Source organism: Brevundimonas sp. GW821-FHT12E07 (genome assembly GCF_058807035.1).
This window is the reverse complement of record NZ_JBXAQH010000001.1, coordinates 821,223-836,120: the sequence shown is the minus strand read 5'-3', so window position 1 is coordinate 836,120 and position 14,898 is coordinate 821,223. Positions and strand designations below refer to the sequence as shown.

Genomic DNA, 14,898 nt, shown 5'->3' with positions numbered 1-14,898 from the left:
AACCGCAACGCTATGCGCTCAAGACAACGCCCGCAACGGCCAAGCCGTTGCGGGCGCATCATTCTTGTTCGCGCTAACGCGAGCGACGCGGTCGCTCGCGGCTTGAGCGCCGGCCTTTAACCGACGTTCGGCAGTTCGGCGCGCAGGTTCTCGGCGACCTTGTCGAGGAAGCCCTCGGTGGTCAGCCAGCCCTGTTGGTCGCCGACCAGCAGCGCCAGGTCCTTGGTCATGAAGCCGGCTTCGACGGTGTCGACGACGACCTTTTCCAGGGTCGAGGCGAACTGCTCCAGCTCGGCGTTGCCGTCCAGCTTGGCGCGGTGCTTGAAGCCCTGGGTCCAGGCGAAGATCGAGGCGATCGAGTTGGTCGAGGTGGCCTCGCCCTTCTGGTGCTGGCGGTAGTGGCGGGTGACGGTGCCGTGGGCGGCTTCCGTTTCCAGCACCTTGCCGTCCGGCGTCATCAGGACCGAGGTCATCAGGCCCAGCGAGCCGAAGCCCTGGGCGACGACGTCCGACTGCACGTCGCCGTCATAGTTCTTGCACGCCCAGACGAAGCCGCCCGACCACTTGATCGCGGCCGCGACCATGTCGTCGATCAGACGGTGTTCATAGGTCAGGCCGGCGGCCTTGAACTTGTCGGCGTATTCGGCGTCGAACACTTCCTGGAAGATGTCCTTGAAGCGGCCGTCATAGGCTTTCAGGATCGTGTTCTTGGTCGACAGATAGACCGGGTAGTTGCGCTTCAGGCCATAGCCGAACGAGGCGTGGGCGAAGTCGCGGATCGAGGCGTCGAGGTTGTACATCCCCATGGCGACGCCGGCGCCCGGCGCCTGATAGACCTCGTGTTCGATCACGGCGCCGTCTTCACCGACGAACTTGATCGACAGGGTGCCCTTGCCCGGGAACAGGAAGTCGGTGGCCTTGTACTGGTCGCCGAAGGCGTGACGGCCGACGACGATCGGCTGGGTCCAGCCCGGAACCAGACGCGGCACGTTCGAGCAGATGATCGGCTCGCGGAAGACCACGCCGCCCAGGATGTTGCGGATGGTGCCGTTCGGCGACTTCCACATCTTCTTCAGGCCGAATTCCTTCACCCGGGCTTCGTCCGGAGTGATGGTGGCGCACTTCACGCCGACGCCGTGCTTCTGGATGGCGTGGGCGGCGTCGATCGTCACCTGGTCGTCGGTGGCGTCGCGGTGCTCCATGCCCAGGTCGTAGTAGTCCAGCTCCAGATCCAGGAACGGGAAGACCAGCTTGTCCTTGATCCACTGCCAGATGATGCGGGTCATTTCGTCGCCGTCGATATCGACGATGGGGTTTGCGACCTTGATCTTGGCCATGCGGAGCGCCTCTGACGTTTGGGAAGGAGAATAGGTTGGCGGCGGTATAGCCACCTCAAGCCCCGCACGCAAAGGGGGGCCTGCCACCGGTTAACCCTGCCCTCAAAAAGTCACCCACGGCAGAGCTGAACCGGCGCCGTTCGGGCGGCTTACCTGTGCCGGAAGGGCGTCATGACTCATCGAGGGGCAGAGTGAGCCAGGAAGCCGAAAGACTGACCGAACAATGGATACTGACATTTCTGGAGGCGCCGCCGTTGGTGGATGTGGAACTGATGCGAATGGTGCTCGCTGAGCATCAGGCCGGGCATCAGCCCCGCGCCGAGGAGGACCCGCCGTGACCGAAAAGAGCTTCAAGGCCGGCGACACGGTCAAATGGGATCACAGTCAGGGCACGACCACCGGCAAGGTCGTGCGCAAGCTGACCAAGCCGATGAAGATCAAGGACCACAAGGTCGCGGCCTCACCGGACAATCCCGAATACCTCGTCGAGAGCAGCAAGACCGGCGCGCGGGCGGCGCACAAACCCTCCGAACTGCGCAAGGGCTGAGCCGACCTTGGCCGGGCCCGCCCTCGATCCCGAGATCCTGATCATCGGCGCCGGCCCGGCGGGGCTGACGGCGGCGACCTATCTGGGGCGGTTCCTGCGCCGGGTGCTCGTCGCGGACGCGGGACAGCCTCGCGCCTGCTGGATCCCGGTCAGCCACAACATGCCGGGCTTCCCGGCCGGGATCACCGGCGCCGCCATCCTCAGCCGGCTGCGCGATCAGGCCGAGGAGTACGGCGCGGTGATCGAGGACGGATCGGTCGAAAGCCTGACGGCCACCGACGGGGGCTTCATGGCGCGGCTGAACGGTCGCGACATCTCCGTTCGAGCGGTGTTGTTGGCCACCGGCGTCGTCGACCACCATCCCGACCTGCCGGGCGTCGAGGATGCGGTGCGGCGCGCCCTGGTTCGCATCTGCCCGATCTGCGACGGCTATGAAGCCACCGGCAAGGCCGTGGCGGTCATCGGCGACGGCGACATGGGGGTGCGCGAGGCGGCCTTCATCCGCACCTATACGGACCGCGTCACCCTGATCCACATCGGCGAGACAGACGCCCTGAGCGAGCGCGCCGCCCTGGGTCGTCTGGGGATCACCCTCGTCGAGACGGCGATCGAACGGGTGCATCTGGAGGACGACCGCGTCACGGCCCTCAGCTTCGGCGGACGGCGCACGGCCTTCGATCTGGTCTATTCGGCGCTCGGGACCTCGGCCAACGCCTCACTGGCCGAGCGATTGGGCGCCGCCACCGGCGACGATGGCCGCCTCATCGTGGACAGCCATCAGCTGACCACCGTTGCGGGCTTCTACGCCGCCGGCGACGTGGTGCGCGGCCTCAACCAGATCGCCGTGGCCACGGCGGAGGCGGCCGTCGCCGCCACCGCCATCCACAACGCCCTGCGCGAAGCCGATGGCCAAACCGTCTAGAGCGGCGGTCTAGGCCTGTTTCGACGTCACCCAGTCGGCGACCACGGTCTGGAGCACCGCGATCGGCACGCCGCCGACTCCCAGAGCCGTGTCGTGGAAGCCCTTGATGTCGAACTTGTCGCCCAGGGTGGTCCTGGCGTCCTCGCGCAGGCGCACCCATTCCGTATGGCCGATCTTGTAGCTGCAGGCCTGACCCGGCCAGACGCAGTAGCGTTCGATCTCGGTGGCGATGCCGCTCTCCTCATCGCCGCCGGTGTCGACCATGTAGCGGATGGCCTGTTCGCGGCTCCACTTCTTGTGGTGCAGGCCGGTGTCGGCGACCAGACGCGAGGCGCGGAACAGAAGGGACTGCAGATAGCCCAGCTCCCCGAACGGGTCGTTCGCGTAGACGCCCATCTCGTCGGCCAGTTGTTCCGAATACAGGGCCCAGCCCTCGCCGTGGGCGGAGAAGAACAGGGCCTTGGAGATCAGCGGCAGGGCGGTGTTCTCGACCGCCAGCGTGCCCTGCAGGTGGTGACCCGGAATGGCCTCGTGATAGGTCAGGGTCGGCAGGGTGTATTTCGGCCATTCGGCCGTGTCGCGCAGGTTGATATAGTAGGCGCCGGGCCGCGAGCCATCCAGCGACGGCGACACCGCATAGCCGCCGGGCGCGCCCGCCTCGATGGCCACGGGCACGCGCCGCACCTCGACATCCGCCTTGGGCAGACGGCCGAAATACTCCGGCAGCCGCGCCTTCATGGCGACGATCTGGGCGTTCAGGTCGGTCAGGACCTGGGCCTTGCCGGCGTCGGTGTTCGGATAGAGGTGCTTCGGATCCTTGCCGAGCGCGGCCATGCGCTGGCCGACCGTGCCTTCCGTCAGCCCCTGAGCCTTCAGAATGGCGTCCATGCGCGCCAGGATGTCCTTGGACTGCTCAAGCCCCATCTCGTGGATGGCGTCCGGCGTCAGGTCGGTGGTTGTCATCAGCTTCAGGGCGGCGGCGTAATAGGCCGGGCCGTCAGGCAGGCCCCAGATGCCGGCGTCCGACTTCGCCTTGGGCAGCAGCTCATTCATCAGGGCGATCTGGCGATCCAGAGCGGGATAGACCTGCTGCTCCACCAGGGCGGCGGCGCGGGCGTCCCACTCGCCGGCCAGACCCTTTTCCTTCGCGCGACGCGACAGGCTGGTGGTCAGACCGGCCTCGGCGGGTTTGGCCGAGCGCAGGGCCGTCATCTGGATCAGAGCCTTGCGGATGATGAAGTCGGGCGGGACCACGCCCTTGGCAGCGTCGGCGCGGCTGGAGGCCGTTTCCTGATCCATGGTCGTGGCCATGGCCGACAGACGCGACAGATAGGCCTCGGCGTCGGCCGTCGTCTCGATCGCATGCTGGGTGTCGAGGAAGTCCGGGGCGAACTGATAGGTCCCGGTCAGCTGGCTGATCGTATAGGGCTGGATCGGATAGGCCGAGGCGTCCACGAAGCCGAAGTCGCCGTAGCCGAAGCCCTTGGCGGTATCGAGGGTCTCGGCCTGGAACTTGACCACGCCGAAGCTGGCGGCGCTCTGGCCGGTCAGTTTCGAGGCGTCGATGGCCTTGATCTTGGCGACCCAGGCGTCGTTGCGAGCGATGGCGGCGGCGCGCCCCTCGACGCCCTTTGGCGAGAACTGGCCCTTGAGCGCGGCGCGGGCGCCGGTGTCGAGACCCAGGTTCGAGGCCAGGGCCGGATTGACGTCCACGGAGGTCTCGCCGATCTCCGCGACAAGGGCATCGGCGGCCGAGGACGGCGTCGCCCCTTCCGACGCACAGGCGCCCAGCGATCCCACGACGGGCGCGAAGGCCCCGGCGGCGACGGCGGTCTGGAGCAGGCGGCGGCGGTCGATCATGGGGCGTCTCCGTTCAGGGACGCGCATTGGCCCCCAAGCCGTCGCCCGCCGCAAGACGCCGCCGCCGATTTCCCCGTTCGTTCAACGCGCCGGAACGGCCCGGGCCGGGCGCGAGGGCCGGACCTTCGCAGCCGTCCGGGGTTGGCGCAGATGGGCGACTAGGTCGGCGACGACAGCCACCCATCCCCATACAGGCTCCTTATGCGTGCGGTGCATCTCTTCCATAACAGCCTCCTGCGCTGTGGTTTATCAGTACACGCAAGTTGGGCTTGACGACGCGGCTCCACAAACCGGATTATGCGAGCCCACAACAAGGCAGGCTTATGTCTGATCCGCTCGCCGGAATTCCTCTCGCCTCGATCCGCGTGTTCGAGGCTGCCGCGCGCCTGAAAAGCTTCACCCGCGCCGCCGAGGAGCTGGGCATGACCCAGGCGGCGGTCAGCTGGCAGATCAAGGCGCTGGAAAGCCGGCTGGGCATGAGCCTGTTCCGCCGCCTGCCGCGCGAGGTCGCTCCGACCGAGCCGGGCGAGCGGCTGTCGCGCGCCGCGACCGAGGCCATGCTGCTGCTGCGCCGCGCCCTGAACGACCTGACCGACGCCGATCAGGGCGTGCTGTCGATCACCACCCTGGCCACCCTCGCCAGCCAGTGGCTGGCCCAACGGCTGGGCGAGTTCCAGATCGCCAATCCGGGTCTGGCGGTGCGGGTCGACACCTCTTCCGCCCTGATGGATCTGACGCGCGAGAACCTCGACATCGCCATCCGCTCGGGCACGGGGTCGTGGCCGGGACTGGAGTCGGCGCTGCTGATGCCCAGCGTCTTCACCCCCCTGTGCACCCCGGCGCTGTGCGAGAAGCTGAACCTGCGCACGCCCGCCGACCTGATCGCCGCGCCGCGCATCGGCGAGGAGAAGGAATGGGGCGCCTGGTTCGCCGAGGCCGGGGTCGAGGGCGTGGCCCATCCGGCGGTGCGACTGCGCGCCGATTTCCAGGCGCTGGAGGTCAATGCGGCGCTGGGCGGCCAGGGCGTGGCCCTCGCCTCCCCCATCCTCTATGCGCGCGAGATCGCCGCCGGGATGCTGATCCAGCCCTTCCCCCAAATGGTCGAGCTGAGCCCCGGCTACTGGATCTGCTGGCCCGCCGACCGCCGGCGCTCGCCCAAGATCGTCCGCTTCCGCGAATGGCTGCTCAAGGCGGCGGCGGACGATCCGTCGATCACCGCCGCCCTTGCCGCCGTCAGGCCTGCTTAAGCCTTCTTCGCGGCCACCCATTCGCCGACGACGGTCTTGAGCACGTCCAGCGGCATGCCGCCCGACGACAGGGCGACGTCGTGGAAGCCCTTGAGGTCGAACTTCGCGCCCAGCTGCGCCTTGGCGTCCTCGCGCAGGCGCACCCACTCCGTATGGCCGACCTTGTAGCTGGAGGCCTGGCCCGGCCAGACGCAGTAGCGTTCGACCTCGGTGGTGACGCTGCTCTCCTGATCGCCCAGGGTATCGACCATGTAGCGGATGGCCTGTTCGCGGCTCCATTTCTTGTGGTGCAGGCCGGAATCGACGACCAGGCGCACCGCGCGGAACAGCAGGGATTGCAGATAGCCGAGGCGGCCCCAGGCGTCCTGATCATAGACCCCCATCTCGTCGGCCAGCTGTTCGGTATAGAGGGCCCACCCCTCCGAATAGGCCGAGAAGCCGATCAGTTTGCGGATGGTGGGAATCCCTTGCGCCTCGGTCGAGATGGCGATCTGCAGATGGTGGCCCGGAATCGCCTCGTGATAGGTCAGGGTCGGCAGGGTCCATTTGGGCCATTCCGCCGTGTCGCGCAGGTTGATGTAATAGGCGCCGGGGCGCGACCCATCCAGCGACGGCCCCTGATAGTAGCCGCCCGGCGCGCCCGCCTCGATGGCCGGGGGCACGCGACGGATCTCCACCGAGGCCTTGGGCAGGATGCCGAAATAGTCGGGCAGACGCGCCTGCATGGCCCGCACCTGGGCGTTCAGGTCGTCGAGCAAGGTCTGTTTGCCCGCATCGGTGTTCGGATAGATGAACCGCGGATCCTTGGCCATTTCGCCCAGGCGCACGCCGACCGTGCCCTCGGTCCGGCCCTCGGCCTTGAGGATGGCGTCGGCGCGGGCGCTGATCTCGGCGACCTGGGTTAGACCCAGCTGATGGACCTCGTCGCCGGTCAGGGTGGTGGTGGTGTAGCTGCGGATGCCGAAGTCGTAATAGCCCTCGGCGCCCGGCAGGCGCCAGCAGCCGGCGTCGTGGGTGGCGCCCGCCTTGGCGCTCTCGAACAAGGCGATCTGGGCCCGGAGCGCCGGATAGATCTTGTCGGCGACGATCGGCGTGGCGCGGCCGGCCCAGTCGCCCGCGATGGACTTGTCGGCCGTGCGACGGACCAGCGAACCGACCAGCCCGCTCTCGGCCGGCGCCGCCGCGATCGAGGCGTTCATCTGGGTCAGGGTGCGCTCGATGACGAAGTCGGGCGGCACGATCCCCTTGCCGAAGTCGGTCCTCACCAGACCCGTCTCGAGCGTCAGCAGGGTCGCGAACTGCTCCAGACGCGCCAGATAGGCCTCGGCGTCCGCCTCGGTCTCGATCGAGTGCATGGTGTCGAGGAAGTCGGGGATGTCGCGATAGGCGCCGCCCAGCTGGCTGATCAGATAGGGGTTGGCCGAGCCCTGATTGCCGAAGCGGTAGCGGTCATAGCCGATCAGACTGGTCTCGGAATCATAGAGGACGGTGGCCAGGTTGACCGCGTCCATGCCCGTCAGTTTGCCGGCGTCGATGGCCTTGAGCTGGGCCACATATTTGCGGCGCATGGCCTCGCTGGCGGCGAGGTATTCGGCGGTCGGCAGGTCGAGCTTCGACTTGGCGGCGGCGTTGTCCCCCTTGTCGAGCCCGAGATAGGTGGCGGCCGTCGGCGAGGTGGCGACCACCTCCTTGAACATCTCATCGAAGATGGCGTTCAGCCTGGCGGCCTCGGCCGGGTCCGAGGTCACGGTGCGGGCCATGACGGGAACGGACAGCCCGGTCAGGGCGGCCCCTGCGACGGCGGATACCAGCAGGCGGCGACGGTCGATCATCGGAAGCTCCGGAAAAAGGTGCGTCAATGAACGGCGACGCGCCCACAACAGCAAGTGAATTTCCGGAAAGCCCTGCCCCGCCGGGCGACTCAGCCCGCGTGGAGCTCCTGCTTCACCCGTTCGGCCAGGGTCTTGATATCCAGCGGCTTGGGCAGGAAGGACACGCCCTTCTCGTCCTGCAGCAGGTCGGAGAAGTCGCTCTCGGCGTAGCCCGAGATGAACATCACCGGGGCGTCGCCCAGATAGGGCCGGGCCTTCTTGAGCAGGCTGGGGCCGTCCAGGCCGGGCATGATGACGTCGGAGATCATCATGTCGATCTGGCCCGCCCATTCCTCGGCCAGACCCAGGGCCTCCTCGCCGTCGGCGGCCTCGATGACCTCATAGCCGCGCTGGCGCAGCAGGCGGGCGGCGATGCCGCGCACCGCGGCCTCGTCCTCGACGAACAGGATGCGGCCGGCGCCCGACAGGTCGCGCGGCGCAGCCTTGACCTTGACCACCACCGGAGCGGCCTCGACCAGTTCCTCAGGGGTGGCGGCGGGCAGGAAGATGCGGAAGGCGGCGCCGGCGCCCTCGATATTGGCCACGCCGATATGGCCGCCGGCCTGCTGGACGATGCCGTAGACGGTGGCCAGGCCCATGCCCGTGCCTTCATTGACCGCCTTGGTCGTGAAGAACGGCTCGAAGATCTTGTCCAGCAGTTCGGGCGGCACGCCGGGGCCGGTGTCGGAGACCTCGATCAGGGCGACCTCGCCGCCGGCCTGTTCGTTTGCCGGGGCGTCGCGCCAGCCCAGCGCGCGCGCCTCCTCGACGGTAAGACGCTGGGTGCGGATGGTGACCACCCCGGCGCCCGGCGCGACCACGCCGCGCATGGCGTCGCGGGCGTTGACGGCCAGGTTCATGACCGCCGTCTCCAGCTGGGACTTGTCGGCCAGCACCACCGGCAGGTCGCGGCCGTAGTCGGTCTCCAGCCGCACGTCCTCGCGCAGCAGGCGGCGCAGCAGGACAGTGAACTCGGACACCAGCTCGCCGAGATCCAGCCGCTCGCGCCGCACCGTGGACTTGCGCGAGAAGGCCAGCAGCTTGCGCACCAGATCGGCCGCGCGGATCGCCGTCTGGCGGATCTCGTTCAGGCCTTCATAGGACGGGTCGCCGACCGGATGGCGCTCCAGAAGGCCGCTCAGCTGCAGCTGGATGGCGGTCAGCAGGTTGTTGAAGTCGTGGGCCACGCCTCCCGCCAGCTGGCCCACGGCCTGCATCTTCTGGGCCTGCGACAGCTGCAGCTCCATCGACTTCTGGGCCGAGACGTCGAACAGCCAGATGCGGCGCTTGTCGCCCTCGGGCGCGACGTAGAGATGCAGCATCTTGTCGGGGAAGGCTCGGGCGACCAGTTCGATCGGACCGGTCGAACCGTCCTCCAGCCGCTTGCGCGCCTCGGTCACGCCGCCGGGTTCGAACAGATGGCCGAAGGCGGCGTCGCCCGCGGCATTGGGGCCAGTCAAAACCGACAGGGCCGGATTGGGCTCTTCGGCGCGACCCGCGAAGATGTCGTCGCCGGCGATGACGGCCGAGCCGAACGGAGCGCCGGCGGCCATGGCCCGACCCTCGCCCTTGGCGGCGACATAGGGGCGCGGTGCGGAGGCGGTGTGGGTCAGGGCGGCCTCGGGCGCCTCCCGCACCAGGAAGCGACCTTCTCCGGCCAGTCCGATCAGGACCTCAATCTCGCGCTCGCCCAGACGGACGATGGCCCGGCCCTGTTCGCCCTTCCGGGCCTGGGCGAAGGCCATGTAGAGCGCCTGCGCCGACTTGCCCTTCGGCAGGGCGACGGTCGCCCCGTTATGCGAGGCCCAGGCGCCGTTGTAGGCCAGCACCTGCCCCCCGGCCCAGACGAGAGCGGCGGGCTCGGCCATGGCGTCCAGCATCTCGACCGCCACATCCCCGGCGGGGCGTTTGGCGTCCACGCGGCCGAAGGCGAACAGGCCGATCAGGGCCACGGCGGAAACGGTCAGCAGCAGGATCATGCTGGGCGTCGTGGTCGGCCCGGCCCGGAACGCCGGCCAGGCCAAAGCAGCGATGGCCATGGCGAAACCGACCGCCATAACGATCATCAGCAGATCGATGCCGCGCCCCTTCTGGAGGCCGGCTTTCTGGAGCTTTGGCAAACCCGGTGTGACTGCGGTCATGCGACCCCGCGACGAATCAGAGTCCTGAGCATACGCGGAAACGCGATCAGCGCTTCTTCCGCTTCTGCATGACGAAGCCGATGACCTTGGCGGCGGCTTCGAAATGCTCGCGCGGGATGGTCTCGTCGACGTCGACGGCGGCGTAGAGGGCGCGGGCCAGGGGCACGTTCTCGACAATCGGCACCTTGTGCTCCTTCGCCACCTCCCGGATGCGCAGCGCCAGCGCATCGACGCCCTTGGCCACGCAGAGGGGGGCCGCGTCGCCCTGATCGGGCTCGTAGCGCAGGGCCACCGAATAGTGGGTCGGGTTGGTCACGATCACCGTCGCCTTGGGGACGTTGGCCATCATCCGCTGGCGGCTCTTCTGCATGCGGATCTGCTTGAGCTTGGCCTTGACGTGCGGGTCGCCCTCGGTCTGCTTGTAGTCTTCCTTCAGCTCTTCCTTGGACATCCGCATCTTCTTGGCGAAGCGCAGCTTCTGCCAGATGAAGTCCGCGCCCGCCGCCGCGCCCATGAAGACAAGGGCCGAGGCCAGCAGGGCCACCGCCAGGTCGCGGGTCAGGGGCAGGATGGCCAGGGGGCTCATCGCCGCCAGGTTCTCGAACTCCCGCATATGCGGCTTGAGCACCATCCAGCAGATCACGCCGACGGCGATCAGCTTGGCCAGGGTCTGGCCGAAATGCATGAAGTTGTCCGGGCCGAACAGCCGTTTGAACCCGGCCATCGGGCTGACCTTGTCCCATTTGGGCGCCAGCTTGTCGGGGCTGAAGATCAGGCCGCCCATCTGGCCGACATTGCCGCCGACCCCGCCGATGATCGTCGCCAGCATCACCGCCCCCAGGAAGGGCGCGACGCTCCACATCGCGGCGATCCCGATCTGGGCGCCCGAGCCGGATTCGAGGACGCCCAGCATGGCGTGGGGCGAGGCGATGAAGGGCACGAAGGAATCGGCCATCCGGCTGGCGAAATAGCCGCCGCCGAAGATCACCACGGCGGAGGCGCCCATCAGGCTCAGGGTCTGGGCGACGTCGGGAGATTTGGCGACGTCACCCTTGCGTCGCGCCTCCTCGAGTTTTCGTGGGGTGGCGTCTTCTGTCTTGGAGTCGGGATCGGAGTCTTCAGCCACCGGCCGCTCCTCCCGCTCCAGCCGCGAATATCGACGCCAGGGCGCGATAGCGGTCGATGAAAACAGTGCCCAGCACGCCCAGGGACAGGGCGAAGATGGACAGACCCAGGATGACGCTCAGCGGCGCCGCGGCGAAATAGACCTGGAAGGCCGGCATGACCCGCGCGACCAGACCCGAGGCCAGGTTAAAGATAAGAGCGAAGACGATCACCGGCGCCGCCAGCTGGACGCCCAGCATGAAGCTGTCGCCGACCGTGCGCACCGCCATCTGGGCGAAGTCGGCGACGATCAGGGGCTTGGCCGGGGCGATCAGCTCATAGGATCCGACGATGCCGGCGATGAACAGGTGATGGGTGTTGGTGGCGAAGACCAGCACCGTGCCGAACAGCATCAGGAACGAGGCGATGGTCGTGCCCGGCTGGGCCTGCAGCGGGTTGGCGGTCTGGGCGAAGCTGAGTGTGGTCTGCAAGGAGATGATCTCGCCCGCCGTCGACAGCGAGGAGGTGAAGATGCGCAGCATGGTGCCGATCATCAGGCCGGTGATGACCTCGCGCAGAACCCAGCCGACCACGCCGCCGATGGTCGCCGGAAGCGCCGGCAGGGCGCCCGCCACGATGGGCCACAGCACCAGCGAGACCAGCAGAGCCAGGGCCAGCCGGATGCGCGGCGGCACATAGCTTTCGCCGATGCCGGGCATGGTCAGCAGCAGGGAGCCGATGCGGGCGAAGATCAGCCCGCCGGCCCAGACCTGATCGGCGGTGGCGTAAGGCTCCACGTCCTCGCTACATCCCGGCGATGCGGGCGGCGATGGTCCGCATGAAGCCGCCCAGCAGGGCGCCCATCAGCGGCAGGAACAGCAGCAGGGAGACGAAGATGGCGATGATCTTGGGCGCATAGACCAGGGTCTGTTCCTGGATCTGGGTCAGGGCCTGGAACAGGCCGATGCCGACGCCGACCAGCAGGCCGACGATGAGCACGGGCGCGCACAGCTGGATCGTCAGCCACAGGGCGTCGCGGCCCACGTCCAGAACTTCAGCGCCGTTCATTAATCCACTCCAGATACTGGGCAGAAAATGCCGGGACCATGGTTAACGGCGGGTTAGCAAAGTCCCCCTCCCCCTTCGCACTTTCGACCGCTATATCCCCCCGATGACCGAAGAGATTTCCGCCGCCGAAGCCGAAGCCGCCGTTCGCACCCTGATCAAATGGGCCGGTGACGATCCCGATCGTGAAGGCCTGCTGGACACGCCGGGGCGCGTGGCGCGCAGCTACAAGGAGCTGTTCCAGGGCTATGAGAGCGACCCGCGCGCCTATCTGGAGCGGACCTTCGAAGAGGTCGGCGGCTACAACCAGCTGGTCGTGCTGAAGGACATCCGCTTCGTCAGCTTCTGCGAGCACCACATGCTGCCCGTCGTGGGCGTGGCCCATGTCGGCTATCTGCCGACCGACCGGGTCGTGGGAATCTCCAAGCTCGCCCGGGTCGTGCGCGGCTACGCCAAACGCCTGCAGATCCAGGAGAAGATGACCGCCGAGATCGCCACCGCCATCGAGGAGGTGCTGCGGCCCCAGGGTGTCGGCGTGGTCATCGAGGCCGAGCACAGCTGCATGACCCTGCGCGGCGTCAACGTCCCCGGCGCCAAACTGACCACCAGCGCCCTGCTGGGCGTGGTCAAGGACGACCCTCGCACCCGCGAGGAGTTCCTGCGCCTGACACGGTGATCGCGATCTGATGGCGGATGTCGGCTGGAGCCCGGCCGAGCTGGAGCGCCTCGCGGACGACGGCGAGGCCCTGCACCGGCTTGCCGTGCTCTCGGCCATCGGTCTGGGGACGCCGCATGATCCGCCGCTGGCGCTTGAGCGTTTGCGCCGCGCCGCCGAACTCGGCCATGCGACCGCCGCCGAAAGCCTGGCCCTGCTCGACGCCGAGCCCGGCGGGCTGGAGGCCTGGTTCCGCCCGCCTGCCCCGCGCCGCGTCTCCGAACACCCCCATGTCCTGCTGGCCGACGGCTTCGTCTCGCCGGCGATCTGCGACTGGCTCCGCGCCCGCGCCGAACCGCATCTGACGCGGGCGAAGATCTATGACCCTGTCTCGGGCGCAGGACGGCCCGATCCGGTGCGCACCAACACCGCCTTCGCCTTCGACCTCAACGCGACCGACGTGGTGCTGGTGCTGGTGCGCGAGCGGATCGCGCGGCTGGCCGGTCTGCCGGTCCCCGGCCTCGAGCCCTGTCAGGTGCTGCGCTACACGCCCGGCCAGAAGTTCGACTGGCACGTCGACTTCCTCGATCCCGCCGTCCCCGGCCACCACGACGACCTGGCCCGCTCCGGCCAGAGGATCGCCACCTGCCTGATCTGGCTCAACGACGACTATGAAGGCGGCGAGACCGCCTTCGAGACGGGCGCCCAGCGCTTCCGGGGCAAGACGGGCGACGCCATCCTCTGGGCCAATGTCACGCCCAATGGCGCTCCCGATCCCCTGACCCGCCACGCCGGCCTGCCCCCGGCCTCAGGCGAGAAGTGGATCCTGTCGCAATGGATGCGGCCCAGAGCGCCGGCGCATGGGGCCTCCATTCACAGTTGAGATCCAAAGGTTCGCAACCGTTGCTGTAGCCGATGGTCCACCCCTTGCTGCAACAGGCCCGAAGGAGCCTGTTGCGATGGCCTGGACCGCGATTTCGACCCGAAACGAGACACCGCCGATCTCCCGTGGCGGCTGGCTCGACGCCCTGCGTTTCATTGTGGCCAGCCTGATCATCCTGCACCACTACCAGGCGGCCGGCCCCGTCCCCCTGTCGCAGCTGATCAATCCGATGTTCGAGCGCGGCGGCTTCCTGCTGACCAACTTCTTCCTGATCGATTCCGGCTATGTGCTGATGCGGGTCTACGGAGCCGCCGTGAACGCCGGAAGGATGTCGCCCGGCGACTTCTTCCTGAAGCGCTATCTGCGCGTCGTCCCGGCCCATCTGATCATGGGATTGACCCTCGTGATCCTGGTTGTCGTCTCGACCGCCCTGGGCGACCCGCCGCGTAATCCGGAGTGGTTCCGCTGGGACCAGCTGCCCGCCCAACTGACCCTGACCCAGGCCTTCGGCGTCCATGGCGGCGTCGGGTGGAACGCACCCAGCTGGTCGGTCTCGGCCTTGATCGGCTGCTACCTGGCCTTCCCGTGGATCCTGAAAGGGATGAAGAGGCTGGGCCCCTGGACGGCGCTGGCGGGCGTGGTCCTGCTCTACCTCGCGGCCAATCAGGCGGCCTGGGCCCTGTTCGGCTATCCCGTCTACCAGATGCCGATGATGTACGGCTTCTGGCGCGCCCTGCCCCTGTTCATCCTCGGCATGGGTCTGGCCCAGTTCACCGAGCGGGTCTGGATCGCACCGAAACTGGCCGCGGTTGTCGGCATCCTCGCCGCCGTCGCCTTCTTCGTGGTCGAGGCCTTCGACAAGCACGCCCTGGTCGCCCTGACCCTGATCTCCCTGATCATCCTGTCCGCAGGCGCCGTGCCCGTGGCCCGGCCGTCGAAACTGGTCGAGAAGCTGTCGGTCATGTCCTTCTCGATGTTCATCACCAATGAGGTGACGCGCATCGCCTGGTTCGGCGTCGCCAATGTCCTGATCGCCCGCCTCGCCCTGCCGGTCGGAGTGCAGTGGGGGCTCTACGTCGGCGGGATCGCGGCCGCCTTCGGCGTAGCCTTCACCTTCCACACCCTGATCGACCAGCCGATGCAGACACGGATCAAGGGATGGTTGAAGCGGCGCAAGGCCCGCCGCGCCCCGGTAGCGCCGACACCCGCCGGAGCGCTCAAAACGCCCTAAAGTTATAGGATTCAAAGCTCGGCAGGAGCCAAACG

14 protein-coding genes are annotated in these 14,898 nt (G+C 67.8%); 7 read left to right on the top strand and 7 right to left on the bottom strand.

Annotated elements, in window-relative coordinates; genetic code table 11:
• Window positions 1–116 precede the first annotated feature (116 nt).
• Window positions 117–1,337: an NADP-dependent isocitrate dehydrogenase gene (locus tag AC1ROD_RS04215; protein ID WP_492946999.1), complete on the bottom strand. Its 1,221-nt coding sequence runs from the start codon at window positions 1,335–1,337 to the stop codon at window positions 117–119.
• 191 nt (window positions 1,338–1,528) lie between these two features.
• Here AC1ROD_RS04215 and AC1ROD_RS04210 point away from each other — a divergent pair, with 191 nt between their 5' ends.
• From AC1ROD_RS04210 to AC1ROD_RS04200, 3 genes are read left to right on the top strand one after another with little or no spacing between them, the layout of a single operon-like run.
• Complete coding sequence (locus AC1ROD_RS04210) at window positions 1,529–1,675, top strand: hypothetical protein (RefSeq protein ID WP_492946998.1); 147 nt, start codon at window positions 1,529–1,531, stop codon at window positions 1,673–1,675.
• Window positions 1,672–1,884: a hypervirulence associated TUDOR domain-containing protein gene (locus AC1ROD_RS04205; RefSeq protein WP_492946997.1), complete on the top strand. Its 213-nt coding sequence runs from the start codon at window positions 1,672–1,674 to the stop codon at window positions 1,882–1,884. Before AC1ROD_RS04210 ends, AC1ROD_RS04205 begins: the two co-directional genes overlap by 4 nt.
• A gap of 7 nt (window positions 1,885–1,891) precedes the next feature.
• Window positions 1,892–2,806: an NAD(P)/FAD-dependent oxidoreductase gene (locus AC1ROD_RS04200; protein WP_492946996.1), complete on the top strand. Its 915-nt coding sequence runs from the start codon at window positions 1,892–1,894 to the stop codon at window positions 2,804–2,806.
• 9 nt (window positions 2,807–2,815) lie between these two features.
• On the opposite strand, the gene AC1ROD_RS04195 is transcribed toward AC1ROD_RS04200, so the two are convergent.
• Complete coding sequence (locus AC1ROD_RS04195; RefSeq protein WP_492946995.1) at window positions 2,816–4,666, bottom strand: DUF885 domain-containing protein; 1,851 nt, start codon at window positions 4,664–4,666, stop codon at window positions 2,816–2,818.
• Between the two features lie 323 nt (window positions 4,667–4,989).
• Here AC1ROD_RS04195 and AC1ROD_RS04190 point away from each other — a divergent pair, with 323 nt between their 5' ends.
• Window positions 4,990–5,913, top strand: coding sequence for a LysR substrate-binding domain-containing protein (locus AC1ROD_RS04190; protein ID WP_492946994.1), 924 nt, complete (start codon window positions 4,990–4,992; stop codon window positions 5,911–5,913).
• Here the strand turns inward: AC1ROD_RS04190 and AC1ROD_RS04185 are convergent.
• The 5 genes from AC1ROD_RS04185 to fliQ all read right to left on the bottom strand — a co-directional run bounded on the left by AC1ROD_RS04185 (window position 5,910) and on the right by fliQ (window position 12,097).
• Window positions 5,910–7,745, bottom strand: a complete 1,836-nt coding sequence (locus tag AC1ROD_RS04185) for a DUF885 domain-containing protein (protein WP_492946993.1) — start codon at window positions 7,743–7,745, stop codon at window positions 5,910–5,912. The genes AC1ROD_RS04190 and AC1ROD_RS04185 overlap by 4 nt on opposite strands.
• Window positions 7,746–7,834: 89 nt before the next feature.
• Window positions 7,835–9,850, bottom strand: a complete 2,016-nt coding sequence (gene cckA, locus AC1ROD_RS04180) for a cell cycle histidine kinase CckA (protein WP_492947731.1) — start codon at window positions 9,848–9,850, stop codon at window positions 7,835–7,837.
• Window positions 9,851–9,971: 121 nt separating this feature from the next.
• Entirely contained in the window at window positions 9,972–11,051 is a 1,080-nt protein-coding gene (flhB, locus tag AC1ROD_RS04175; protein ID WP_492946992.1) for a flagellar biosynthesis protein FlhB, read from the bottom strand.
• Entirely contained in the window at window positions 11,044–11,826 is a 783-nt protein-coding gene (gene fliR / locus AC1ROD_RS04170; protein WP_492946991.1) for a flagellar biosynthetic protein FliR, read from the bottom strand. The genes flhB and fliR overlap by 8 nt, the downstream gene beginning before the upstream one ends.
• A 7-nt stretch (window positions 11,827–11,833) precedes the next feature.
• Window positions 11,834–12,097: a flagellar biosynthesis protein FliQ gene (gene fliQ / locus AC1ROD_RS04165; protein WP_492946990.1), complete on the bottom strand. Its 264-nt coding sequence runs from the start codon at window positions 12,095–12,097 to the stop codon at window positions 11,834–11,836.
• Window positions 12,098–12,200: 103 nt separating this feature from the next.
• Between fliQ and folE the strand changes: the two genes are divergently transcribed.
• The 3 genes from folE (at window position 12,201) to AC1ROD_RS04150 (ending at window position 14,863) form a co-directional block, all read left to right on the top strand.
• A complete protein-coding gene (gene folE, locus AC1ROD_RS04160; protein ID WP_492946989.1) occupies window positions 12,201–12,770 on the top strand; it encodes a GTP cyclohydrolase I FolE in 570 nt (189 codons plus the stop codon).
• 10 nt (window positions 12,771–12,780) lie between these two features.
• Complete coding sequence (locus tag AC1ROD_RS04155; RefSeq protein ID WP_492946988.1) at window positions 12,781–13,632, top strand: 2OG-Fe(II) oxygenase; 852 nt, start codon at window positions 12,781–12,783, stop codon at window positions 13,630–13,632.
• Window positions 13,633–13,708: 76 nt separating this feature from the next.
• A complete protein-coding gene (locus AC1ROD_RS04150) occupies window positions 13,709–14,863 on the top strand; it encodes an acyltransferase family protein (protein ID WP_492946987.1) in 1,155 nt (384 codons plus the stop codon).
• Window positions 14,864–14,898 lie beyond the last annotated feature (35 nt).